Below are 23,354 nucleotides of genomic sequence, written 5' to 3' on the forward strand. Positions count from 1 at the left end.
ATTCTGGCCGGGCGGTGACGCACGTCTCCTGACCAGATCTCTCCTGGCCAGGCTATCCCTTCTTTTAACGATATGGCCAGCCTGATATGAGCGAGAAAATACCCGTTAAAGATGTCTCGGCGAACAAGATCGAAACAGTCGATCTGTATGCCAAGCGCGAAAATATTCATACGCGCTCTTACCAAGGGCTCTTCAAGAACATCCGCCTGATAGGTGTCGCTGCCCTGTTTCTGCTGTTCTTCGGCACCGTCTGGTTGAATATCGGTGGCCAGCAGGCCGTGCTGTGGGATCTGCCAGCGCGCCAGTTCCACATCTTCGGTTCGGTCTTCCACCCCCAGGACTTCTTTCTGCTGTCCTTCCTGCTGATCATCTGCGCCTTCGGCCTGTTCTTCATCACCACTTTTGCCGGTCGTGTCTGGTGTGGTTACACCTGCCCGCAGACAGTCTGGACCTGGATCTTCATGTGGGCCGAGCGCGTCACCGAAGGTGAACGCAACGCGCGCATCAAGCTCGACGCGGCGCCCATGAGCGTCAACAAATTCCTGCGCCGCAGCGCCAAGCATGCATTGTGGATAGCCGTATCGCTGGTGACCGCGCTGACCTTTGTCGGCTACTTCACCCCTATCCGCGGGCTGGTCGTGGACCTGGTCACCTTCAATCTGAATGGCTGGGCCGCGTTCTGGATCTTCTTCTTCACCGTAGCGACCTATGTCAACGCGGGCTGGCTGCGTGAGCAGGTGTGCTTCTACATGTGCCCCTATGCCCGCTTTCAGAGTGTGATGTTCGACAAGGACACCATGGTCGTCACCTATGACTACCATCGCGGCGAAGACCGTGGTCCGCGCAAGAAAGGTGTCGAGCCGGCCGAACTGGGTCTGGGCGATTGCATCGACTGCACCATGTGCGTACAGGTCTGCCCCACCGGCATCGACATCCGCGATGGTCTGCAGCACGAATGCATTCAGTGCGCCGCCTGTATCGATGCCTGTGACGAAGTCATGGACAAGATGGACTACCCGCGTGGCCTGATCCGCTATACCACCGAGAGCAACATGGCCGGGCAGAAAACCCGTATCCTGCGTCCGCGCCTGATCGGCTATGGCATAGCGCTGGCAATCATGATCGGCATGTTCATCCTCACCATCGGCAACATGGCCCAGGTGAACCTGGATGTGCAGCGCGACCGAAACGTTCTGTATCGGGAAGCGCGTGGCGGTGCCATCGAAAACGTGTACATAATCAAGGTCATGAATAAGGGTCAGCAAGCCCGCACCTTCAATCTGACGGTGGAAGGCCACCCGGAGCTGACCCTGCAACTGGCCAATGACCGTCTGACCATCCAGCCCAGCAGCCTGCTGCAGGTGCCGGTCAACGTGCAGTTGGATCCCGAGTTCATGCAAGGTACCAACATACCGATCACCTTCATCGTTACTGCGGCAGATGACGAAAGCATCTCGGCCACATCCGAGAGCCGTTTCATGGGCCCGACAATCAGGTAAACGCATGCAAAACGACGAGAACATACCACCTTGGTACAAGCAGTTCTGGCCCTGGTTTCTGATCGGCATTCTGGTGTTTGCCGTGGTCATCGGTCTGGGTCTGCTGTACGTGTCCATCCTCAACCCCGACAGCATGGTGCGTGACAACTATTACAAGGAAGGCCGGGCGATCAACATGCACATGGGCCGCGACCATCGGGCCAGCGAGCTGGGTCTGAGCGCCCGGTTCTCGGTCGACGAGCTGACCGGTGACCTCAGCCTGCAGCTGGATGGCGAGCTGGAGCAGCAGCCGTCCCAGTTGTTGTTGGAAATCATGTCGCCGACCCACGCCGAGCGGGACCGGACCATGATGCTTCAACAGATTTCCGGCAATCACTACACCGGACAGCTGGAGCGTGGCATTCAGGGCCGCCATTACATCGACCTGAGCGATCCGCTCCTGACGGGTGAAGACGGCTGGCGCCTGACCGGCGAAATCACCTTGGTCATGGGGCAGCAGCACCAGCTCTCCGCAAAATGACCCAACCCACGCCTTGTTATCACTGCGGCGAGCCGGTTCCGGCCGGTTCGTCGTGGTTCAGCGCCATTCTGGGTGAACAGCGCGCTATGTGCTGCCCCGGCTGCCAGGCAGTGGCTGATGCCATCGTCGCTGGCGGGCTTGAGTCCTACTACTCGCACCGCACGGAAAACTCCGCCAACCCCGAAGCCTTGCCGCAATCTCTGCAGGATGAGCTGGAACTGCTCGACCGCAGCGACGTGCAACAACGCTATGTGCACAGCGACGGTGATCAGCAACAGATCCAGTTGCTGATTGAAGGCATCAGTTGCGCCGCCTGCGGCTGGCTGATTGAAAAGCGCCTGCAGCAGATGCCCGGGGTCTTGGAGGCCAATCTCAATCTCGGCAACAATCGACTGAACCTGAGCTGGGACGCCACTCAGAACCGCTTGTCCGCCCTGCTTGGCGAGATCAAGCGCATCGGCTATGTCGGCCATCCCTACGAGCCGGACAAGGCCAGCGAACAGATCGCCCTGGAAAACCGCCGCTACCTGCGCCGCCTGGGTCTTGCCGGGTTGATGTTCATGCAGGTGATGATGGCAACCATGGCGTTGTGGGATGGCTTCAATCAGGACGTGACCCCGCAGATGGCCGTCGCCCTGAGATGGGCGGCGTTGCTGATGACCACCCCGGTGGTACTTTACAGTTGTGCGCCCTTCTTCCTTGGCGCCTGGCGGGATATGAAAAACCGCCGGCTAAGCATGGACGTGTCGGTGTCGCTGGCCATTGGTGGCGCTTATCTGGCCGGCATCTGGGCGACCCTGACCAGTTCCGGCGAAATCTATTTCGATTCCGTGGTCATGTTTGCCTTCTTCCTGCTGGCTGGCCGTTATCTGGAGCGCCGCGCGCGCCAGCGTACAGTGGAAAGCACCGCCAAGCTGGTCAATCTATTGCCGCCCAGCACCATCCGCCTCGATGAAGCAGGACAGCCGCAACGCATCATGCTGGATGAAGTACGCCCCGGCGATCTGCTGGAAATCAAGCCCGGTGAAAGTATCCCCGCCGACGGCATCATTACCCGTGGTCTGAGCAGCATCGATGAATCGGCCCTGTCCGGTGAGTACCTGCCGCTGGCCAAAAAGCTGGGCGATCGCGTCACTGCCGGCACCCTGAATGTGGAAGGACCGCTGCAGATTCAGGTCAGTGCCGTGGGTAACGAAACACGCCTGTCGGCCATTGTCCGGCTGCTGGAGCGGGCTCAGGCCGATAAACCCCGACTCGCGCGTCTCGCCGATCAGGTCGCTCAGTATTTTCTGGTCACGGTCCTGCTGTCCATTGTGGTGGTAGGCGGACTCTGGTGGTGGCAGGTCGATGGGGACACCGCGTTCTGGATCATCATCGCCATGCTGGTCGCTACCTGCCCCTGTGCGCTGTCGCTGGCCACCCCTACCGCGCTGACCACCGCCACCGGAAGCCTGCAGAAGCTCGGCCTGCTGATCACCCGCGGTCATGTACTGGAAGGCCTGAACAAGGTCGATACGGTGATTCTCGACAAGACAGGTACGCTGACTGAGGGCCGCATGACCCTGGAGCGGATTCTGCCCTTCCCCGGCCATGACAGCGATCTGGCGCTGCAGCAGGCACGCATGATCGAGTCCCGCTCCGAGCATCCCATCGCCCGCGCCTTCGGTCGCAGCGCCGCCCAGGCCGACAGCGTCACCAGTCATCCGGGCCTGGGTCTGGAAGGCCTGGGCGGCGAACAGCTGCTGCGCATTGGCAAGCCCCGGTATGTCGCCGAGCTGGGCAACTGGATGGCCCCAGAGGCGCCCGAGCAGACCGGCCAATGGCTGCTGATGGGCGACAGCGACGGTCCGATTGCCTGGTTCGTGCTGAATGACCGACTGCGAGCCGATGCAGGCGCTTTGATCAGTAACCTCAAGGCCCGCGGCATGCGCGTGGTCCTGCTGTCCGGCGATCATGCTCCGGTGGTTGAACGCATGGCGCAGACGCTGGGCATCGAGGAAGCAATCGGCAACGCCACCCCGGCGGACAAGCTGGGCTTCGTTCAGCAATTGCAGAATGAAGGTGCCAAGGTGTTGATGCTGGGTGATGGGGTGAATGACGTACCTGTGCTGGCCAGTGCCGACATTTCCGTGGCCATGGGCGAAGCATCCGACCTGGCCAAGACCAGTGCCGATGCGGTGCTGCTCAGCAGTCATCTGCATGTACTTACGGATTCCTTTGTGGTGGCAGCCAGCACCCGTCGGATCATGATCCAGAACCTGTTCTGGGCAGGCGCCTATAATGCCGGAGTACTGCCACTGGCTGCCCTCGGCATGGTGTCCCCCGCGCTGGCGGCGGCTGGCATGTCGGCCAGCTCGCTGCTGGTGGTACTCAACGCGCTGCGCCTCAATCGCTTGCCCCGTAGCCCGCGGCACTTGAAGCCCACTCCTCGACAGGAGCAGACAGCATGACCATTCTCTACATTCTGATACCGGTCGCCATTGTGCTGGTGATCATAGCCATCTGCGTATTCAACTGGGCCGTCAACAGTGGTCAGTACGATGATCTCGACAGCCCCGCCCACAGCATTCTGTTCGATGAAGAAGACCCTGCGCATCTGGCCGCCCGCAAGTCAGACGATGCAAGATCGGATGCTGCGACGCCGCAGGATGACCAGCCGGACGAGCGCACCTGAACATGGAACTGTTACCGCTGTTTCTCACTGCGCTGGCCCTGGGGTTGTTGGGTGGCGGTCACTGCATCGGCATGTGCGGCGGCCTGATGGGCGCATTGACCCTGGCCATCCCGGTTGAACAACGCCATGGCTGGCGGCTGTGGCGCGTATTGCTGGGCTACAATCTTGGCCGCATTGCCAGCTACAGCCTGGCCGGCGCGCTGGTCGGCAGTCTTGGCTGGCTGATTCAGGATCTGGGCCTGGGACAAGGGCTGAGGGTTCTCGCCGGCCTGCTGATGATCGCCATGGGTCTGTACCTGGCCAGCTGGTGGTCCGGCCTGACACGGATCGAAGCGCTGGGCCGCGGCCTGTGGAAACACATTGAGCCTCACGCCCGCAAATTGCTGCCGGTCAGCCGTTTGCCGCAGGCGATACTGCTGGGCTCGCTGTGGGGCTGGCTGCCCTGCGGGCTGGTATACAGCACGCTGGTATGGGCCAGCAGCCAGGGCGACACGGCGGTATCCGCCGGCCTGATGGCCACTTTTGGCCTGGGTACACTCCCCACCCTGCTGGCCACCGGTCTGTTCGCCAACCGCATGATGGCGATCCTGAAAAAACGCGTCGTGCGCATCACCGCCGGGCTGCTGATCATCCTGTTCGGTATCTGGACCATTCCCGGCCCGCATACGGCCTGGCTCATGGGTGGTCACCACGGCGCCGAACCGCATCATGCAGCGCCCCATTCCGGGCATTGAACCCAATCCAGTGATAGAATCCGGGTTTATACGAATGACGGTTCTGCTGCTGTTCTTTCGCCTGCTCGCTGTAGATAGTTGAGGATCTGCCCTACATGACCAATGCGACGCCATTGCTTGCCCGCGAGCCACACTGCAAGGATTGCAGTCTGGCCTGCATGTGCCTGCCCATTTCGCTGCATGCAGATGAAATGGACGCACTCGACCGTATCGTCAAACGTGGACGGCCGTTGAAAAAGGGTGATGTGCTGTTTCGCCAGGGTGACGAGTTCACCTCGATCTTCGCCCTGCGCACCGGTGCGCTGAAGACCTACAGTCTGTCTGATGGAGGTGATGAACAGATCACTGGTTGCCATCTGGCTGGTGAGCTGATCGGCATGTCGGGCATGGACAGTGGTCGCTATACGGTCACCGCTACCGCGCTGGAAACCACCTCTGTCTGCGAGATCCCCTTCGACACCCTCGACGAGCTGACCGCCGTCCTGCCGCAACTACGCAAGCAACTGATGCGGCTGATGAGTCGGGAATTGCGGGAGGACCAGGAAATGATGCTGCTGCTGTCGCGCAAGAATGCCGATCAACGTATTGCCACCCTGCTGATCAACATGTCGGCACGCTTTCGCATGCGCGGCTATTCGGCCAGTTCTTTCCGCCTGGCCATGTCGCGCGGCGAGATCGGTAATTATCTGGGCCTGGCGGTGGAAACCGTGTCACGGGTATTTACCCGCTTTCAGCAGCAAGGGTTGATCACCGCTGAAGGCAAGCAGATCGAGATCGTTGATTATATTCAACTCTGTGCTCTGGCCGGTGGCCAGAACGAATGAACTGAACCAGGACCCGCTATCCCATGATTTTTGACGAATTCACCATCAAATCGCTGATCCGTCCGGTGCCGGGCTTTCCCAAGGAAGGCGTCACCTTTCGCGACATCACGCCGCTGTACCAGTCTCCGCGCGCCATGCGCATGGTGGCCGACAGCCTGATCCAGCGTTACGTGGAATCACCGATCACCCATATCGGCGCCATCGATGCCCGTGGTTTTCTGCTGGGCGCGGTATTGGCTTACGAGCTGAACAAGCCGCTGATCCTGTTCCGCAAGGCCGGCAAGCTGCCCGCCGACTGCCTTCGCGAAGCCTACTCCACCGAGTACGGAGAAGCGCATATCGAAGTGCATCGCGACTCCCTTAGCGAGGGCGACCAGGTGTTGCTGCTGGATGATCTGATCGCCACCGGCGGCACCTTCCTCGCCGCGGCCCGCCTGGTCACCCAGCTCGGCGCCGAGGTCTACGAAGCAGCTGCGATCATCGACCTGCCGGATCTGGGCGGCTCGCGGCTGATCCAGGATGCCGGCATCGCCACCTTCACTCTATGCGCCTTCGAAGAGGCCGAGTAACTCGATGCCCCAAGAGGCAAGCGCCCCCGCTGTAATCGAGCGGGGCACAGCTGCGTACCGCCGAGCCAGTCTGGCGCTGTTTCTCGCTTCGCTGGTCATCTTCGGCAACCTCTACGCCATCCACCCATTGCTGCCGCTGATCTCTGCGGAGTATCAGGTCAGCACGCTGCGGGCCAGTAATGCTTTCACCCTGAGCAGTCTGACGCTGGGGCTTTCACTGCTGTTGCATGGTCCGTTGTCCGACGCTTTCGGGCGTCGCGCGCCCTTGATAACAGGCATGACGGTAACCGCGCTGTTGACCCTGGGCATGGCGTTCGCCGGCGATTTCGATACCCTGCTGTGGCTGCGTGTGGCCCAGGGCGTCGCACTTGGCGTGCTGCCGGCCACAGCCATCGCTTATCTGGGCGACAGCATGAACCGCCAGGCACTGATTGCCGCTGTTGGTCTGTATATTGGCGGCAACACCCTGGGCGGCGCCGGCGGGCGCGTGCTGGGCGGCTTCATTGCCGACCACTTCGGTTTGCAGATGGTGTTCCTGATTATCGGCGCCAGCAGCCTGATCTGCGCTCTGGCGGTCGCCCTGCTGCTGCCTGCGGCCAGTGTCTTCAAACCTCAGCCGTTATCCCTGGGCGGCAGCCTGCGTACGTTCCGCAGCCACCTGAGCAACCGAGCCCTGCTCCCGGCCTATCTGGTCGGCGGGCTGGGATTCATGGTGTTCATCAACCTCTACACCTTCATCACCTTCCGCCTCAGTGCCGAGCCATGGCAACTGGGCGCCGGCAGCCTCGGCCTGCTGTTTCTGACCTATATGGCCGGCACCTTTTCCGCCGGCATGTCCGGACGTGTCGGAGCGTCCCGGGCTCCCCAGGGTATGGTGCTGGGTGTGTTGGTGTTCATGGTCGGCTGTCTGATTACGCTGTCGGACCAGCTGTGGATCATCATTGCCGGCCTGCTACTCAACTCCTTCGGTTTCTTCCTTACTCACTCGCTGGCCAACAGCTGGGTCAATCAGCATGCGGCCCACGGCAAGGCCAGTGCGTCTTCACTGTACTCGGTGTTCTATTACCTGGGAGCGGCGGGAGGCATCTATTATCTCGCGCCCTTCTGGAAAGCCGCCGGCTGGCCGGCGGTTATTGGCGGCAGTCTGCTGATGCTGCTGATCAGTCTGGCACTGATCGGTTACCTGTACCGCGGTCAACAACGACGCTCGCAGAAAGCCTGACTGGACGTACCCGTCGCGCTTGCCTATCATCAGTCGAAAAACAAGACTGAATCCTGTCTCAGGATATGACAAGCCAAGGAAATGTCGGCATGCCCATAGCTACCTTGCCCCCCGATACGCGACTACTGCTCATTGATGACCATCAGATTTACCTCGATGGCCTGACTCTCACCCTGAACACCTTGTGCAAAGGCATCCAGCTGGACCACGCGCGCAATGCCAGCGAGGCGGAACGGCAGGTGCAGCAACATACCTATGACCTGATTCTGCTGGATCTGCACCTGCCTGACAGCAGCGGCCTGGCGGTGCTGGAAAAGCTGCGCGTGATCGATCCGCTGACGCCGGTGGCAATTCTCACCGGCAGCAACAACCCCAGCGACATGGACGCCGCCCTCCGCCTCGGCGCGGCCGGCTTCATCAGCAAGACCGCCGACGGCCAGATGCTGGTCAGCGCCGCGCTGCGACTGCTGTTCGGCGAGCAGGTGGTCATGGCCAACGAACATCAGCCGCTGGACCGCCAGACCAACGCCCGCTCGCTGGGTATTACGCCACGGCAGCTGGAGATTCTCGACCTGCTGGCCGAAGGCCTGCCCAACAAGGTGATCTGCCAGCGCCTGTCGCTGTCCGAAGACACCGTCAAGACCCACCTCAAGGCCGTCTTCTCCGCTCTCAACTGCCACAACCGCACCGAATGCGTGAATACGGCCCGCAAGCAGGGCTTGATCAGTAGCTAGACTCCGCCCCGAGCCACCCGTCAGCACAGACCGGTAACTCGAACGCAAAGCATGGGAGATCCCATGCTTCATGCCAGGGAGCGGGCTTTGTGGAGCTTAGAGTCTTCCACTCATAACCAGCTGACTAACCGGCATCAGATAATTCTGCCCCGCCTTACGCCTCTGCTTTCTGCAGCAGTGTTTGCACCATCCGCCGCAGGCGTGCGGGAAGGACGGGTTTGTAGATGACGGATACGCCGGCCTGTTCGGCGGCGGCAGGCAGGGTGCTGCTGGTGTCGGCGGTAACCAGCGCTGCCGGACCGGTGTAGATGCCCGCCTCGCGCAGCGCCTCGATCAGTTCCAGGCCGGTCATGTCGCCTTCCAGATGGTAATCGGCGAGTATCAGATCCACCTGTTCATCGCGTTGTCCACCCTGCAGCAACCGGTCGCCCTTTTCATGACACTCGACCTCACAGCCCCAGTGGCGCAACAGGGTTTCCATGGCTTCGCGGTTGACCAGGTCATTTTCAACCAACAGCACCCGCCCTTGCAGCGTTGTGCTGCCGAGCATCGGATTGAGCGTCGCTTCCTGCTGCCATTCACCCATCGGCACCTCTATCCAGAAACGAGCACCCTGCCCCGGTTCGGACTCCACGCCGGAGGGATATTCCAGCAGATGCTGAAGCTGTCGGCAGATCGACAACCCCAGTCCCACGCCCTTTTCCAGAGTACGCGCGGGGTTGCGCAGCTGGGTAAACTCCTCGAATATCCGCGCCTGCTCGTCGCGGCTCAAGCCGCAGCCGTCATCCACCACCGCAATTCGCATCTGCTCGTCTTTCTCGGTTACCACCACCTTCACCTGGCGGGCGCTCGCATGCACCAGTGCGTTGTTCAGATAGTTGCGAATCAGCCGCTCCAACAGCATGGGGTCGGTGTAGACGGCACTGTGCGGCGGGCACTCCAGCAGCAGCTCGATATCCCGCTCCCGCGCACTCACCTCAAAACCGGCGAGCAGGCGCTGAAACCAGCCCTGCAGGTTGATGTGCCGCAGTTGCGGACGCACCATGCCCACCGATAGCCGCGATATATCCAACAGCGAATTGAGCATGGCCTGCAACAGATGGGTCGACTCGGCCAACCGCGTAACACTTTTGCGCGTGTCCGGCTCGACGACTTTTTCCTCCAGATGCCGAATGAACAGACTCATGGCATGCAGCGGCTGACGCAGATCATGACTGGCCGTGGCGAGAAAGCGCGTCTTGCTCTGGCTTTCCCGTTCGGCGCGGACCCGCGCTGCCTGCAGCAGCCGTTCATTGAGGTAGCCGCGGCGCAACATGTGCTCATAGGCATAGGCGCCGATGCTGCCCATCAAGGTGAAGCACCCCAGAAACAGGCCGTTACCCAGTACCAGCTGCCGCGATGAGCCTATCAATATCTCTCCCACCAGATAACTGACCACGATGAACCAGGAGCCCAGTACCGAGTTGCGCATCGGCAGACCCAGCAGGAAGCAACCCGACAACAGGATCAGATACAACCCGTCATGGGTGACCGTCACCGGCACCTGCTGCACTCGGCAGACCAGAATCACCATGACCACCATCAGTCCGGTGCATATATAACTCAGGGTCGCGGTATTGAAAGCCGTCCGCGGGACCACCCGGCCCGGGCGATTGGAGTACCAGATACTGAAACATATCAGCAGCAACACCAGCACCCGTACGGTGATACTCAGCCTATACAACGACTCGGGCAGGAAGGCGTAATCCACCCAGATGAATAACAGCATGAAGCCGATAGTGGAAACAGCGACCGGCAACACCCGACTGCACATCTTTCGATGCATGAAGTCCTGGAAGTCAGCTTCTATTGAGCTCGGAAACCGCAATCGCCCAAGGCGACGACTCTGTACCAGCAGTCCTGGCTCGTCCAGACCAGGGGTAGCGTTCATCATTATTGTTGCCCTGTTCATTGCACTGCTTCCAAGCCTACGCCGTTGTGAACAATCGACCAACCCCGCCTATGGGCAAAACCCCGCCGCGCCGGCGGCAGTTTTGCCAACTGACTCACAACCCTGATTCTCAAGGGCGGTCTTCCCGGTCCCGGTCTGCTATAACGACCACCTTGTTCGTCAGACAATGGAACACAGGATGTTCGCCCCGGCCAATACCGCGCATTTCACGCTCGACATTCCCCGCCTCGACCACGACTTCAAGGTGCTGTCCTTTCAAGGCACCGAGGCCATCAGCCAGCCTTATTGCTTTGAGCTGGATCTGGTCAGCGAACGTCCAGACCTGGATATCGAAAGCCTGCTGCACCAGCCGGTGTTTCTCAACTATGCAGGCCCGGGCAAGGGTATACACGGACTCATCCACAGCATCGCCCAGGGCGAATCCGGCAAACGCCTGACCCGCTACCGGGTAACCCTGGTACCGCGCCTGGCCTACCTGCAACACGCGACCAACCAGCGGATTTTCCAGCACAAGAGCGTGCCGCAGATCATCACCGAGGTACTCAAGGGCCACGGCATCTTCACCGATTCCTTCCGCTTCCAACTGCGTGAGGAAGGTTTCGAAAGAATCTACTGCACCCAATACGGCGAAACCGACCTGCATTTCATCCAGCGCCTGTGTGAAGAAGAAGGCATCCACTACCACTTCCAGCACAGCCCAGACGGCCATCAACTGGTATTCGGTGAAGACCAGACCCTCTTTCCCACACTGCCGCCAACCCGGTTCAATCAGGGCAGCGGCATGGTTGCCGACGAACCGGTCATCAAACGCTTCAATCTACGCCTGCAAACCCGCCCCAGCCACGTCACCCGCCGCGACTACAACTTTGAAAAACCGCGCCTGCTGATGGAAAGCGCAGCGCAAAGCGAAGCCCTGCCCACCCTGGAAGACTACGCCTACCCGGGCCGCTTCAAACACCGCGACCGAGGCACCCATCTCACCACCCGCACCCTGGAAACCCACCGCAGCGACTATCGCCTGATCAATGGCAAAAGCGACCAGCCCTTGTTGATCAGCGGACATTTTCTGGCGTTGACCGAGCACCCTCGTCAGGAATGGAATGATCTCTGGCTACTGACCTCGGTAACCCACGAAGGCAAACAACCCCAGGTACTGGAAGAGTCTGTCACCAGTGATGTAAATCCAGAAGAGGGTTTTACCCAAGGCTACCGCAACACCTTCACCGCCACCCCCTGGGATGTGATCTTCCGCCCCCAAACAGTCCACAAAAAACAAACCATCGCCGGCAGCCAATCCGCCGTCATCACCGGCCCCGAAAACGAAGAAATCCACTGCGACGAATACGGCCGCGTCAAAGTCCAGTTCCACTGGGACCGCCACGGCCAGGCCGACGCCAAAACAAGCTGCTGGCTCAGAGTGGCCAGCAACTGGGCCGGCGACCGTTACGGCGGCATCGCCATTCCAAGAATAGGCATGGAAGTCCTGGTCTCCTTCCTCGAAGGCGACCCCGACCAACCGCTGATCACCGGCTGCCTGTACCACAAGACCCACCAGGTCCCGTACAGCCTGCCCGAACACAAAACCCGCAGCGTATTCAAAACCCTGAGCACTCCCGGCGGAGACGGCTTCAACGAACTGCGCATCGAAGACAAGGCCGGCGAAGAGCAGATCTTTATCCACGCCCAACGTGACTGGGACCAGAACATCCAGCACGACCAGACCACCCACATCGGCAACGAACGCCACGACCGCGTCGAGGCCAACAGCTACACCGAACTGCTGGCCGAAGAACACCACACCACCCACGCCGACCGCAAAACCGAAATCAAGGCCGACGACCACCTGACTATCGCCAATAACCAGCACATCAAACTCGGCACCGCCCATCTACTCGCCGCCGGCCGCGAAATCCATCTCAAGGCCGGCCAGAAAGTGATCATCGAAGCCGGCATGGAAATCACCCTTAATGCCGGTGGCAGTTTCATCAAGATCGACCCCAGCGGTATCACCGTCGTGGGCCCTCAGGTGCGGATAAACTCAGGCGGCAGTCCGGCAAAAGGCAGTGGCAGCGCGCCAGTCCTGCCGGGCCTTGTCCAGGCAGCGGATGCAGATCATGCCGGTGAGGTATTGATCCCTCTGCCCAAGCTGCTGAACGAATCAGGCATCACTCCTCTGTGCGGAAAACAAGCTGACGGCGATTGCAGTCGTGGAGATTGCCCATGTCGATAACCGCCATGGAGTCACTGCTGAGCAGCTCCCGCATTCGCCTTGATGATCTCGACTCTGCCGGACAATCCCTGTGCTTCATCATCGATCAGAGTCGTCAGCCAGAGGCGCTGAAGCGCCTGTATGGCCTTGGCCATCCCCTGGACCAGCACAATCTCTTCCTGGGGACCGAATTCGCCGCGCTCGCTGACAAAGGCCCGATCTGGATCAGCGCTCCGGAAACCGCGGAGCTGAAAGCGCTCGCCGCCGAGCTTTGCCAACAACGTAACGCCGGTATCTGCCTGTTGACGAGAGATGTGCAGCAAGCTCTCAAACATGCGCGCTGGCTGCTCAAGACGAATGACGGCTCCGGTGGCCAGAGCCTGCTCAGTTATTACCGTGCCAGCCTCTGGGCCGCGCTTGTGACTGCCGCCGAACGCCCGTCCGCCCACCTGTTGGGACCATGGACCAGCGTCTTCAGCCCGGCCCCCCGGCATTTTGGCGACGGCAATGGTGACTGGATCGCCTGGCCTGCCAGTGAGGAGCCTCTGGCCCCAACCGCTTACGCCATGCACTTCAACCTGCCACCTGAAACCGCCGCGCGGCAAGGCCACTTCGGATGGTTGTACTGGCTCGACGAAGAGTATACCGCCTTCGGCTCGCCGGAGACCCGATCACTGCCCTCCATAATTGACCACCTGGAGCTACTGGCCCGGCACGGCATTCATCAGGCACGCCATCTACGGGAGCTGGCAGCACTGCTAACCGGCCCACCGCTGGAAGACAGCCCCGACGCCATGGCGATATTGGCCAGCGACCTACTGGCTTATCAGAAAACGGATCAGTTGAAGAAGTTGACAGCTGCTGCCCCGCTACGTGAACAGGACAACTGGAATCATCATGGAATTCGATAACTACCTCGTCGTTACGGGAGACACGCTCGGAGATATCGCCCAACAACACGGCACCACCGTCGAGCGGCTGCTACAGCTCAATCCCTTCATTCGCAATGCTGACCATATCCAGGCAGGATGGAATCTCAGCGTACCCAGGCAGGCCGCCGAGGCAGTTACAGCTGGCCCCGACACGCAACCAGCAACGGCATCGGGGTCAATGATGCTGGAGCTCGGACCGGAGGCACCCATTGACGAAAGTTGCGATGTCACGTTCGATGATGGCGCCCCCGCCTGCAACACCCGGTTTGCCGGGATTCTGTACGCCACCGAGGAGCGGCAGTTCTGGTTGTTGCCAGAGCCGGCACTCGATGCGATCGGCGAAGCCACCTCGACCCTGGCAAATAGAATATCGCCAGACAAGCCCGCTCATGAGCGTCAACAGGGCCTGGATGAAAGCGGTCTGTTGGAGTATTTCCTGCAGCCGAAGTTGACCAACTTTCTCAGCGGGGACGACCTCACCCGCGCTTTGCAGATCGAAGCTCAGGTCCCCGATATCGATAACTGGTATTACTGGTGGTCGCTCAAGGCGCAGGATCTGAACCTACCGCGCAACCCGTTTGATCGGCCGCAGATGCGTCACCCTTACTCAGAAGAAAACAGAGAACATAACCGGCAGGCAGAGGCATACATACGCCAGGCGAAATCACGTCAGGCTGAGATGGAGGCACTGCATCGAGAGCGTGCCGAACTGCAACAACTCCATGAGGAGTGGGCAACACTGCAGAAGAAGGCGTTGGCGGTAGCCAGGAGCGAGGGCTACGCCTACGAAAATGGCGCGCTGTTCTCACCCGACGCCCTGGAAGCGCGCAAACGGGTACAGCGCTATCTGGACGAGCGCCAGCAGGTAATGCGCAGCAATCTGAATGCAGACGCCATAGCGGAGATTCTGGCTGAAGGAAAGGCGCTGGAGCAGGAGTCACGCTTATGTCTGCAGCCGTGCTATGGCCAATTGGACAAGCTGCACCGGTGGCGAATGTACAACCTGCCAAAACTGGAACTTTATCAGGATTACATCGATGCCATTCTCGATGTGGCCGATTATGGCCTGGCCGTTCCTGAATATGCCCTGACACCGAACCCCAGCAGTGGGTTGGCTGCCGGGGAGAGAGCGCTGCAAGTCTATCTTGAAGCTCAGCGCCACCAGGCCGCGGTCACCGCCCGGCTGCAGAAGAAATATCAGGATTGGGTCCGAGCGACGGGCACCAACGCCCCGCCACCTGCTGGGCTGGTCGATGCCGAGCAGCAGGAATGGGATGAATTGCAGAAGCTACTTGACGACCTGCACCAGCAGGCGCACCGCAACCTGAAAGCCAGCCCGATTCGCAGACATTTACTGTGGGACCCTGAACAATTCACCCCGCGCCCCGTCGAGAGACTGGTCCGAGGCGACTTCCCGCTGCGGGAAGCCAGCCTGCTCGGGACCGGCAACAAGGTGGTTGAAGCGCTCAGCCTGTTTGATCTGAGCAATATCGGCGAGCAGCTGAAAGCCAATGGCAAAAAAGTCGTGGATGACCTGGGCAAAGCGATCAGACGCATTCCGATCAACGACAAACGCGGTCTGAGCACCACCACCAGCCTGTTTCAACAATGGCTGGAAGGTCATGGCGCCATCGCCATTCATGACCAGGCGGGAGACTGGTTTGATAAGCACGGCTGGTTCGAAGTCGACCAACTCAGTTCATATCTGCAGGCCCGCTCGATCAAGGTCGCCCAACTGGAAGACGCTGCGGCGCGTCAGGCCTGGGGACAGAATCTGCGCCAGATGCTATTTCGTGCAGATATTCGTGACCACATGCGGCTCTTCGACCCCAGCCCGTCTGCGCAACTGGTGCGCTGCCTGACGCCACCGCAGGATTCGCTGCATAACGGCGTGACCGTGAAAGGCCCCAGCCTCAGCCTCGCTGGCGGACTGCAGACCTCGGTCAAGGCGAACATCGGCATTGACCTGGCGCAGGGGGTAGTCGAGCTGTTCAGTGTCAATCTGCCGGCCCGCGCGGAGGCCAAAGATCTCATGCTGACTTACCTGAACCACAGCGGCGAACAGGTTCAGTTCAGCCTCGGTCGCTACTCGATGCATCTAAGTGCCCTGGCCTGGGGTTATGCGGGAGCGGCCATGCTGCTGTCTGCCAGCATCAGCCTCGCACCCAACCACCCCGCATGGGGCAAACCCGGGCTGACTGCGGAAGAACGGGCCCAGCGGCGAGGCGCCGACCTGAAAGACCGCATCGACATCCGCAACGGCGCCGGTGCGCAGTTCAGCGTTTTCGCCGGCATACAGGCGGGAGTCTCCCTGACCGGCGCACTCAATTGGGCACCGCCGTCACATATCGCAACCCTGCGCACCCTCCCCGCCGGCCGACCCGGCGCGCACAGCACCAGCCCGGACAATCACTGGCTCAGCCTGGCCAGCCTTAACGCCGGTGTAGCCGCAGCCGCAGGCGTAGGCGCCAACGCCCAGATCAATCTATCCCTGACCGGTGGCCAACTGATGCTGAGCATGAAAGCCTCACTGGTAGCCGGCCCGGGAGTCAAAGGGGAATACAGCTTTGCAATCAGCTATGCCGGCGTGGTCGACCTGATCAACCTCTTCCGCCGCGAACTACACCGAAACCACGGCAACCCCCTGGAATGGGTAACCGACGATGCGGCCAGCTTCATGTCCAAACTCATCACCCTCGGCGCAAACGGCCTGAGCGTGCCGATGCTTTACTTGATGGGTCTGGATACCATCATGTCCTTGTATGAGGCGCTGACCGATGGGGCGCGGGGCGGGCCGATAGCCTTGGCCATTATGGAATACGAGAACACTGCGGAGCTCGCGCAATGGTTTATCGAAGCTCCCCCTGCAGCGTTGGGGCCAATTCTGATGACACTTACGGCAGCCCCGCGGAGTTTTAGCGTGACGAACACAACCGTTACACAAGACGCTGCGATACGACATGACCAAGAGGAGATATCCCGGGAGCAATGCCGTAGCATCCAGCAGCGCGCTATCGATCGAATTTTCAGCTGGATCACGGTTGTTGCGAAAGCGTCTGACACGAACCTTGAACGCGCTCAGCAGCAGTTTGGCCACGCTTGTATGCACATGAATCGCTTTGGTGTTCCAGAGCCAAACTTATCGCGAATTTATCGCAGAAATCGGTTGAAACTAGACTTATTTATGGCGGCAGCTAGTAGCACAATGGCACCTGGCATGGTTGGAACGCAAGAACGTTACAAGTCTAATATCGCTATACTTGCCGCCACTCACGACTCCACACACGAATACCATCCTGACACTAATTATGTATGGGCGAGAGGAGTAGGCCCGTTTTAGTTTGTGACGGGAGTCTAGAACAAAACGCGATGAAGTTTAACATCAACTCAGAAAGCCACAAAATGGAAGGCCCCATCCACCCGTCTCTTACTCCCAGACAAGCTGAGTATCTACTGAGCAGCTCCGGGATTCATAACACATTGAGGATGACTAGAACCAATGTTTAAAAAAGCAGCGTTCGGCCTGTGCTTGCTGATACTTACCTGCACAGCCGTATGGAGTGGAACCCTGACGCCTGAGCAACGGGACGCGCGTGAAACTGGCATCCGATTATATAACCAATACAAAGCCATATCCGCTACGCCGTTCCTTGAGACCGCAGCCCAAGCCGGCGACGCTGAAGCTCAGTATTACTTGGGAGAAGCCTTGCGAAAAAACAATCGTTTCATGACGCATGAGTCCCATAAATGGCTGGAGGCCGCAGCCAATCAGGGCCATATCTACGCCATGATTCGGCTAGGTCGGAGCGGCAATGACCTTTGCGCAGTCATGGGGAATTGTCCCAGCGGCAGCAAATCCCCGGGGGATTGGCTACGGCACGCCTATCGGGTAGCCCTCCCCCTCGCTGAACAGGGTGATCCTGAAGCGATGTTTTTAATGTACAAAATCACACTTGATACCGACTGGCGAGCCAAGGCTGCAGAGGCCGGTTATGCCTTGGCTCAGTATGGTGAGGCAATTTCCATTAAACAGGGTCGCGGGTTTTATTTATTTGGCAACCGGAAAAAAGCCGTTGAGAAATGGTTCAAGGGTTCCGCCGAAGGCGGCTACCCGCTGAGCATGCAGTATTATCAGGTCATACTGGCCGAAAGGGATGATTGGGAAGGCGTGCGCTATTGGCAGTATAAGGCAGCAGAAACGGGGCATGCTGACAGCATATATACGTTGGGAGCCTACTTGTCGCATGAGCCGGAGGGCGCTGGGCACAAGCTTGATCTGGTCAAGGGATACGGGTTGATTTCATTGCTTCTGGAACTGGATGGTGGAGGTTGGCTGCTAACTACAGTAGAAGAAACATTACCTCTAGTCGCCGCCAAAATGACACCCGAACAAATCGAACAAGCTCTGAAGTTCGCCGAGGAATGGAAAGCCACCCATCCGCCGGTATCTTATTTCCCCGATAAGCTCAGCATTTATTGAGTCAGTACAGCCATCCCAGAGCCTCCCGCTTACTTGAATGCTCTCCATTAAACGGGGCATTTACTGACGCCAGATCACTTGGCTACGCCCTCCCCCTACGCAAGATGATCCCGGAGCGTCCGTGGGCTGATTGCCTCGGGAGCATTGGCCTCTATACTGGGTGACTCAGTCATCTGTTTCACACCGGGGAAGTCTCATGCCGCAAACCACCACTATCAACCGCCAGATCCTGCTCGCTTCACGCCCAGTGGGCGCACCGGTGCCGGATAACTTCAAGCTGGTCGAATCCGCCGTCCCCACGCCCGGCCAGGGCCAGATGTTGCTGCGCAACCTCTGGATGTCGCTGGACCCCTACATGCGCGGGCGCATGAGCGATGCCAAGTCCTATGCCGAGCCGGTAGCTGTCGGTGATGTGATGCCCTGCGGTGGCGTCAGTCGGGTGGTCGAGTCAAACCTCGATGGTTTCGCCGCCGGGGATCTGGTGATGTGCTATACCGCCGGCTGGCAGGATTACAGCCTGTCCAACGGCAGCATGGTATTCAAGCTGGACCCGAACATGCCCGAACCCTCGCAGGCCCTCGGCGTACTCGGCATGCCCGGGTTCACCGGCTACATGGGTCTGCTGGATATCGGTCAGCCCAAACCTGGCGAGACCGTGGTGGTCGCCGCAGCCACCGGCCCGGTTGGCAGTGTGGTCGGCCAGGTGGCCAAACTGAAGGGTTGCCGGGTGGTGGGGATCGCCGGCGGGCCGGAGAAGTGCGCTTATGCGGTGGATGAGCTGGGCTTTGATGCTTGCCTGGATCACAAGCTCGACAGCCTCGCTGATGATCTGGTCAATGCCTGCCCGGATGGCATCGACGTGTATTTCGAGAACGTAGGCGGCAAGGTGTTCGATGCGGTCATGCCGTTGCTCAATCCGCATTCGCGGGTGCCGGTGTGCGGTCTGATCGCCCAATACAACGCCACCGAGCTGCCAGCCGGTCCTGACCGTCTGCCGCAGCTGATGCGCCTGCTGCTGAGCCAGCGCATCCGCATGCAGGCGTTCATCATCTTCGACAACTACGGCCCACACTATCCCGACTTCCTCAAGGAAATGACGCCCTGGGTGGCCGAGGGCAAGGTGAAGGTAAAGGAGCACCGGGTGGAAGGCCTGGAGAATGCACCACAGGCCTTCATCGGGCTGCTTGAGGGACAGAATTTTGGCAAGATGGTGGTCAAGATCAGCGACTGAGAATACGCATGACGCCAGCAACCAAAATGCTCGACAAGGCCAAGGTGGCTTACAGCCTGCATCGTTACGATCATGATCCGCAGGCTGAGTCCTATGGTGGCGAAGCCGCTGAAAAGCTCGGTCTGAATCCGCAACAGGTGTTCAAGACGCTGCTGGCCTGTACCGAAACCGGTGAACTGCTGGTAGCCGTGGTACCGGTTGACGGGATTCTCGATCTGAAGCTGCTGGCCAAGGCGGCAGGCGCCAAGAAGGTTGCCATGGCAGATCCCGCCGCAGCCCAGCGCAGCACCGGTTATCTGCTGGGCGGCATCAGCCCTCTGGGGCAGAAAAAGAACCTGCGCACCTTCATCGACAGCAGCGCTACCCGCTGGCCACAGCTGTTCGTCAGCGGCGGGCGCCGGGGCCTGGAAATAGAACTGGACCCGCAGGACCTGGCCCGCCAGACACGCGCCACCTTTGCTGAGGTCGGTAAAGCCGGCTGAGCATCCATTGGAACCAAGGGCAACGCCTATGCCAAATCATCTTCTTGCCATCGACCAGGGCACCACCAGCAGCCGCGCCATGGTATTCGATGCGCACTGTCACTCTGTAAGCGTGGCGCAGCAGGAGTTCGCCCAGTACTTCCCCCATGACGGCTGGGTAGAGCATGATCCAGAGGAAATCTGGCAAAGTGTGGTGACTGTGGTGCGCGCGGCGCTCGAGCAGGCCAACCTGAGCGTCAGCGACATCCTGGGAATCGGCATCACCAATCAGCGGGAAACCACCCTCCTCTGGGATGCCGAGACCGGTGAAGCGGTGTACCCGGCCATCGTCTGGCAGGACAGGCGCACTGCGGCTTTCTGCGATCTGCTGCAGGCCGAGGGCCATGAGTCCCTGGTCAGCCAGCGCACCGGCCTGCTGATCGATCCCTATTTTTCTGCCACCAAACTGCGCTGGTTGCTGGACAACGTGGACGGTGCACGTGAGCGCGCTGAACGGGGCGAGTTGCGCTTCGGCACGGTGGACAGCTTCCTGCTGTGGCGCCTGACCGGCGGCCGGGTACATCGCACCGACGCCACCAACGCCTCGCGCACCATGCTGTTCAATATCCATGATCAGCAGTGGGACCAGGAGCTGCTGCAACTGCTCGATATCCCACCCAGTCTGCTGCCCGAGGTGCTGGATAACGCAGCGGATTTCGGGCATACCGATGCAGACCTGTTCGGCGCCAGCCTGCCGATTTCCGCGATGGCCGGTGACCAGCAGGCGGCTCTGGTCGGGCAGGCCTGCTTTACACCCGGCAGCGTCAAGAGCACCTATGGCACCGGCTGCTTCATGGTGATGAATACCGGCGACCAGCCGGTGACGTCCTCCCACCGACTGCTGACCACCGTTGGCTATCGACTGAACGGTCAGACCACCTACGCGCTGGAGGGCAGCATCTTTGTCGCCGGAGCGGCGATCCAGTGGCTGCGCGATGGCTTGAAACTGATCCGCCACGCCGACGAAACCGAAGCCCTGGCCGAACAGGTGGGTGATCAGAGTGGCGTGTATCTGGTGCCGGCCTTCACCGGTCTGGGCGCGCCCTATTGGGACCCGCAGGCGCGCGGTGCCATCTTTGGTCTGACGCGGGATACCGGCATCGCCGAAATCGTCACCGCAGGCTTGCAATCGGTGTGCTTCCAGACCCGCGATCTGCTTGAAGCCATGACCGCCGATGGCGCCATCGCCACCGCATCGCTGCGCGTGGATGGCGGCATGGTGGTGAATAACTGGATGGTTCAGGCGCTCTCCAACATCCTCGGTGTGCCGGTGGACCGCCCGCAGGTGACAGAAACCACCGCCTTGGGCGTGGCCTTTTTAGCGGGTTTGCAGCAGGGATTGTTCGACAGTCTGGAAGACTTCGCCGCGCGTTGGGATTGCGAACGCAGCTTTCACCCAGCCATGCCCGAACAGCGGCGCGAAGCGCTGTATACGGGCTGGCTGGATGCGGTGCGACGGATCAGGAATCAGAGCCCTTGAGCGGGGGCTCCGGCGGCGCAACGACCCCGACCTCAGGCGCACAGACGATATCCTCCATCTCGTCGATCGTCGCCACTTCCTCGGTCGGCACTGCCACCATCTGATGCTCTTCCCGCGCCTCGGCATACAGACTCCAGGCAGCAATGAACAGGGCCGCGATCAGCGGTCCGATGACAAAGCCATTGAGCCCGAACAGGGCCATGCCGCCAAGGGTGGAAATCAACACCACGTAGTCCGGCAGTTTGGTGTCCTTGCCGACCAGAATCGGGCGCAGCACGTTGTCCGCAAGGCCGATGACCACAGCGCCGAAGGCCGTCAGCACCGCCGCTTGCCAGACCGCGCCAGTGGCCAGGAAGTAGATCGCCACCGGTCCCCAGATCAGGCCCGCACCCACCGCCGGCAGCAATGACAGCACCGCCATGATCACGCCCCAGAGCAACGCGCCCTGCAATCCGAGTGCCCAGAAAATGAAGCCGCCGAGCGCGCCCTGTATCACCGCCACGGCAATGTTGCCCTTGACGGTCGCCTTGACCACAGTAGTGAATTTGCTCAGCAGATGCTGTTTGTAGATCTCCCCCAGCGGAATCGCCCGACGCACCCTGGCCGCCACCTGACGCCCGTCGCGCAGCAGGAAGAACAGGAGGTAGAGCATGATTGCGAAGCTGATCAGGAACTGGAAGGTGTTCTGGCCGATGCTGAAGGCCTTGGTCGCCAGGTACTGGCTACCGCTCATGGCCAGGCTGGAGATGCGCTCCTGCACACTGGAGATATCCGTCATGCCGAAGCGCACCAGCAGATCCTGGGCGAAACTCGGCAAGGCATTGATGACCTGTTCCAGATAACCACCGAAATCCAGCGTGCCCGAATCGATGCGCTGATAGATGGCTGCCCCTTCCTGAACCAGCGCCCCGGCCAGCAGACTGACCGGCAGAATCACGATAAACAGGATGATCAACAGTGTCGCCAGCGCGGCCATGCCGCGCCGCTGATTGAAACGTGCCTCGAAACGGCGCTGCATCGGTTGAAAGATCAGCGCCAGGATGGTGCCCCAGAATACCGCGCTGTAGAACGGCAACAGCAACCACACGAAGGCCACTGAAACCAGTGCCAACAGCAGAAGAAAGCTCTTGTTCTCGAGATTGTCGTTAGTCATGACCAGCGGGCCACTCCTGATTCCATAGAAGCAGTCGAGGATACCAGTGGCGGGCAATCGCAGATAGCACGCAGGCGACTATTTCCGCTGACTATGTGCCCTGGTGCGAAAGATCAAACCCTCCAGCCAGGCTACTGTCACAGCTGAAGAGACATTTCATTGCAGATGGGAGAGACAATATGAAGACCGCTTCATTGATCATCGCCACCGCCTTACTCGCCAGCCCGATCGCCTTCGCCGAAGACGTCACCTGCCAATCCAATATGCAGGAGCTGGCCAGATACTCCTCCGCCCCACTCGACCAGCTCACCGACGACGCGCGCACGCAACTGGAAGATCACATCCGCCTCGCCGGCGAAGCTCAGACAGATGGCGACGAAAAGGGTTGCATCGTGCATTCCAGCAAGGCATTGCAGGAAATCAACAGCATTGGTCAGGAGGATGAACAGGGGCAGCGCAACAGCAATAACTGATCAGTGCAGGGCAAAAACAACAAAACCCGCTTATGGCGGGTTTTGGCAATTGGTCGGAGCGACTTGGATAGAACTCGACCTATAAGCTATTGATCACAATGCAATTTACCTAACTCAATAAATACAGGCATACACGCTGGCATACAAG

The 23,354-nt window shown here is 59.9% G+C and carries 19 protein-coding genes; 17 read left to right on the plus strand and 2 right to left on the minus strand.

The genetic code is table 11. From position 1 onward, the window contains the following. Nucleotides 1-86: 86 nt before the first annotated feature. The 9 genes from ccoG to BLU11_RS09970 all read left to right on the plus strand — a co-directional run bounded on the left by ccoG (nucleotide 87) and on the right by BLU11_RS09970 (nucleotide 8,776). Entirely contained in the window at nucleotides 87-1,499 is a 1,413-nt protein-coding gene (ccoG, locus tag BLU11_RS09930; protein WP_090273186.1) for a cytochrome c oxidase accessory protein CcoG, read from the plus strand. 4 nt (nucleotides 1,500-1,503) lie between these two features. Next, nucleotides 1,504-2,019, plus strand: a complete 516-nt coding sequence (locus BLU11_RS09935) for a FixH family protein (RefSeq protein WP_157718650.1) — start codon at nucleotides 1,504-1,506, stop codon at nucleotides 2,017-2,019. After that, the gene (locus tag BLU11_RS09940) at nucleotides 2,016-4,469 is read left to right on the plus strand and encodes a heavy metal translocating P-type ATPase (protein WP_090273188.1); all 2,454 of its coding nucleotides are present in this window, start codon (nucleotides 2,016-2,018) and stop codon (nucleotides 4,467-4,469) included. Before BLU11_RS09935 ends, BLU11_RS09940 begins: the two co-directional genes overlap by 4 nt. Next, on the plus strand, nucleotides 4,466-4,693 hold the full coding sequence (ccoS, locus tag BLU11_RS09945) for a cbb3-type cytochrome oxidase assembly protein CcoS (protein ID WP_090273189.1): 228 nt from the start codon (nucleotides 4,466-4,468) through the stop codon (nucleotides 4,691-4,693). Before BLU11_RS09940 ends, ccoS begins: the two co-directional genes overlap by 4 nt. A gap of 2 nt (nucleotides 4,694-4,695) precedes the next feature. Beyond that, on the plus strand, nucleotides 4,696-5,427 hold the full coding sequence (locus tag BLU11_RS09950; protein ID WP_090273190.1) for a sulfite exporter TauE/SafE family protein: 732 nt from the start codon (nucleotides 4,696-4,698) through the stop codon (nucleotides 5,425-5,427). Nucleotides 5,428-5,522: 95 nt separating this feature from the next. Beyond that, nucleotides 5,523-6,251 (plus strand): fumarate/nitrate reduction transcriptional regulator Fnr, encoded by a 729-nt coding sequence (fnr, locus tag BLU11_RS09955; protein ID WP_090273191.1) that lies wholly within the window; start codon nucleotides 5,523-5,525, stop codon nucleotides 6,249-6,251. Nucleotides 6,252-6,274: 23 nt separating this feature from the next. Continuing rightward, nucleotides 6,275-6,820 carry an adenine phosphoribosyltransferase gene (locus BLU11_RS09960; RefSeq protein WP_090273192.1) on the plus strand — a complete coding sequence of 182 codons (546 nt, stop codon included), beginning with the start codon at nucleotides 6,275-6,277 and terminating at the stop codon, nucleotides 6,818-6,820. A 4-nt stretch (nucleotides 6,821-6,824) separates the two neighbouring features. Continuing rightward, complete coding sequence (locus BLU11_RS09965) at nucleotides 6,825-8,042, plus strand: MFS transporter (protein WP_090273193.1); 1,218 nt, start codon at nucleotides 6,825-6,827, stop codon at nucleotides 8,040-8,042. A gap of 89 nt (nucleotides 8,043-8,131) precedes the next feature. After that, a complete protein-coding gene (locus BLU11_RS09970) occupies nucleotides 8,132-8,776 on the plus strand; it encodes a response regulator (protein WP_090273194.1) in 645 nt (214 codons plus the stop codon). 154 nt (nucleotides 8,777-8,930) lie between these two features. On the opposite strand, the gene BLU11_RS09975 is transcribed toward BLU11_RS09970, so the two are convergent. Further along, a complete protein-coding gene (locus tag BLU11_RS09975; RefSeq protein WP_172828686.1) occupies nucleotides 8,931-10,709 on the minus strand; it encodes a hybrid sensor histidine kinase/response regulator in 1,779 nt (592 codons plus the stop codon). Between the two features lie 196 nt (nucleotides 10,710-10,905). On the opposite strand from BLU11_RS09975, the gene tssI reads away from it, so the two are divergent. The 7 genes from tssI (at nucleotide 10,906) to glpK (ending at nucleotide 21,580) form a co-directional block, all read left to right on the plus strand. After that, entirely contained in the window at nucleotides 10,906-12,957 is a 2,052-nt protein-coding gene (gene tssI / locus BLU11_RS09980; RefSeq protein ID WP_090273196.1) for a type VI secretion system Vgr family protein, read from the plus strand. Continuing rightward, the gene (locus BLU11_RS09985) at nucleotides 12,948-13,847 is read left to right on the plus strand and encodes a DUF4123 domain-containing protein (protein ID WP_090273197.1); all 900 of its coding nucleotides are present in this window, start codon (nucleotides 12,948-12,950) and stop codon (nucleotides 13,845-13,847) included. The genes tssI and BLU11_RS09985 overlap by 10 nt, the downstream gene beginning before the upstream one ends. Further along, nucleotides 13,834-17,208, plus strand: coding sequence for a LysM peptidoglycan-binding domain-containing protein (locus BLU11_RS09990; RefSeq protein WP_090273198.1), 3,375 nt, complete (start codon nucleotides 13,834-13,836; stop codon nucleotides 17,206-17,208). The genes BLU11_RS09985 and BLU11_RS09990 overlap by 14 nt, the downstream gene beginning before the upstream one ends. 159 nt (nucleotides 17,209-17,367) lie before the next feature. Then, nucleotides 17,368-18,348, plus strand: coding sequence for a tetratricopeptide repeat protein (locus BLU11_RS09995; RefSeq protein WP_090273199.1), 981 nt, complete (start codon nucleotides 17,368-17,370; stop codon nucleotides 18,346-18,348). Nucleotides 18,349-18,544: 196 nt separating this feature from the next. Further along, complete coding sequence (locus BLU11_RS10000) at nucleotides 18,545-19,579, plus strand: NADP-dependent oxidoreductase (RefSeq protein ID WP_090273200.1); 1,035 nt, start codon at nucleotides 18,545-18,547, stop codon at nucleotides 19,577-19,579. Between the two features lie 8 nt (nucleotides 19,580-19,587). After that, entirely contained in the window at nucleotides 19,588-20,061 is a 474-nt protein-coding gene (gene ybaK, locus BLU11_RS10005) for a Cys-tRNA(Pro) deacylase (RefSeq protein WP_090273201.1), read from the plus strand. A gap of 28 nt (nucleotides 20,062-20,089) precedes the next feature. Beyond that, entirely contained in the window at nucleotides 20,090-21,580 is a 1,491-nt protein-coding gene (glpK, locus tag BLU11_RS10010; protein WP_090273202.1) for a glycerol kinase GlpK, read from the plus strand. Here glpK and BLU11_RS10015 read toward each other — a convergent pair. Then, nucleotides 21,561-22,733: an AI-2E family transporter gene (locus tag BLU11_RS10015; RefSeq protein WP_090273203.1), complete on the minus strand. Its 1,173-nt coding sequence runs from the start codon at nucleotides 22,731-22,733 to the stop codon at nucleotides 21,561-21,563. The genes glpK and BLU11_RS10015 overlap by 20 nt on opposite strands. 179 nt (nucleotides 22,734-22,912) lie before the next feature. Between BLU11_RS10015 and BLU11_RS10020 the strand changes: the two genes are divergently transcribed. Further along, a complete protein-coding gene (locus BLU11_RS10020; RefSeq protein WP_090273204.1) occupies nucleotides 22,913-23,206 on the plus strand; it encodes a hypothetical protein in 294 nt (97 codons plus the stop codon). Nucleotides 23,207-23,354 lie beyond the last annotated feature (148 nt).

The sequence above is a fragment of the Halopseudomonas litoralis genome (assembly GCF_900105005.1).
In the GTDB taxonomy this organism is placed as follows: domain Bacteria; phylum Pseudomonadota; class Gammaproteobacteria; order Pseudomonadales; family Pseudomonadaceae; genus Halopseudomonas; species Halopseudomonas litoralis.

Bases quoted from the DNA above. Each gene is read 5' to 3' on its own strand.
- ccoG (WP_090273186.1), top strand. From the start codon at position 87: ATGAGCGAGAAAATACCCGTTAAAGATGTCTCGGCGAACAAGATCGAA.
- BLU11_RS09935 (WP_157718650.1), top strand. From the start codon at position 1,504: ATGCAAAACGACGAGAACATACCACCTTGGTACAAGCAGTTCTGGCCC.
- BLU11_RS09940 (WP_090273188.1), top strand. From the start codon at position 2,016: ATGACCCAACCCACGCCTTGTTATCACTGCGGCGAGCCGGTTCCGGCC.
- ccoS (WP_090273189.1), top strand. From the start codon at position 4,466: ATGACCATTCTCTACATTCTGATACCGGTCGCCATTGTGCTGGTGATC.
- BLU11_RS09950 (WP_090273190.1), top strand. From the start codon at position 4,696: ATGGAACTGTTACCGCTGTTTCTCACTGCGCTGGCCCTGGGGTTGTTG.
- fnr (WP_090273191.1), top strand. From the start codon at position 5,523: ATGACCAATGCGACGCCATTGCTTGCCCGCGAGCCACACTGCAAGGAT.
- BLU11_RS09960 (WP_090273192.1), top strand. From the start codon at position 6,275: ATGATTTTTGACGAATTCACCATCAAATCGCTGATCCGTCCGGTGCCG.
- BLU11_RS09965 (WP_090273193.1), top strand. From the start codon at position 6,825: ATGCCCCAAGAGGCAAGCGCCCCCGCTGTAATCGAGCGGGGCACAGCT.
- BLU11_RS09970 (WP_090273194.1), top strand. From the start codon at position 8,132: ATGCCCATAGCTACCTTGCCCCCCGATACGCGACTACTGCTCATTGAT.
- BLU11_RS09975 (WP_172828686.1), bottom strand. From the start codon at position 10,709: ATGATGAACGCTACCCCTGGTCTGGACGAGCCAGGACTGCTGGTACAG.
- tssI (WP_090273196.1), top strand. From the start codon at position 10,906: ATGTTCGCCCCGGCCAATACCGCGCATTTCACGCTCGACATTCCCCGC.
- BLU11_RS09985 (WP_090273197.1), top strand. From the start codon at position 12,948: ATGTCGATAACCGCCATGGAGTCACTGCTGAGCAGCTCCCGCATTCGC.
- BLU11_RS09990 (WP_090273198.1), top strand. From the start codon at position 13,834: ATGGAATTCGATAACTACCTCGTCGTTACGGGAGACACGCTCGGAGAT.
- BLU11_RS09995 (WP_090273199.1), top strand. From the start codon at position 17,368: ATGTTTAAAAAAGCAGCGTTCGGCCTGTGCTTGCTGATACTTACCTGC.
- BLU11_RS10000 (WP_090273200.1), top strand. From the start codon at position 18,545: ATGCCGCAAACCACCACTATCAACCGCCAGATCCTGCTCGCTTCACGC.
- ybaK (WP_090273201.1), top strand. From the start codon at position 19,588: ATGACGCCAGCAACCAAAATGCTCGACAAGGCCAAGGTGGCTTACAGC.
- glpK (WP_090273202.1), top strand. From the start codon at position 20,090: ATGCCAAATCATCTTCTTGCCATCGACCAGGGCACCACCAGCAGCCGC.
- BLU11_RS10015 (WP_090273203.1), bottom strand. From the start codon at position 22,733: ATGACTAACGACAATCTCGAGAACAAGAGCTTTCTTCTGCTGTTGGCA.
- BLU11_RS10020 (WP_090273204.1), top strand. From the start codon at position 22,913: ATGAAGACCGCTTCATTGATCATCGCCACCGCCTTACTCGCCAGCCCG.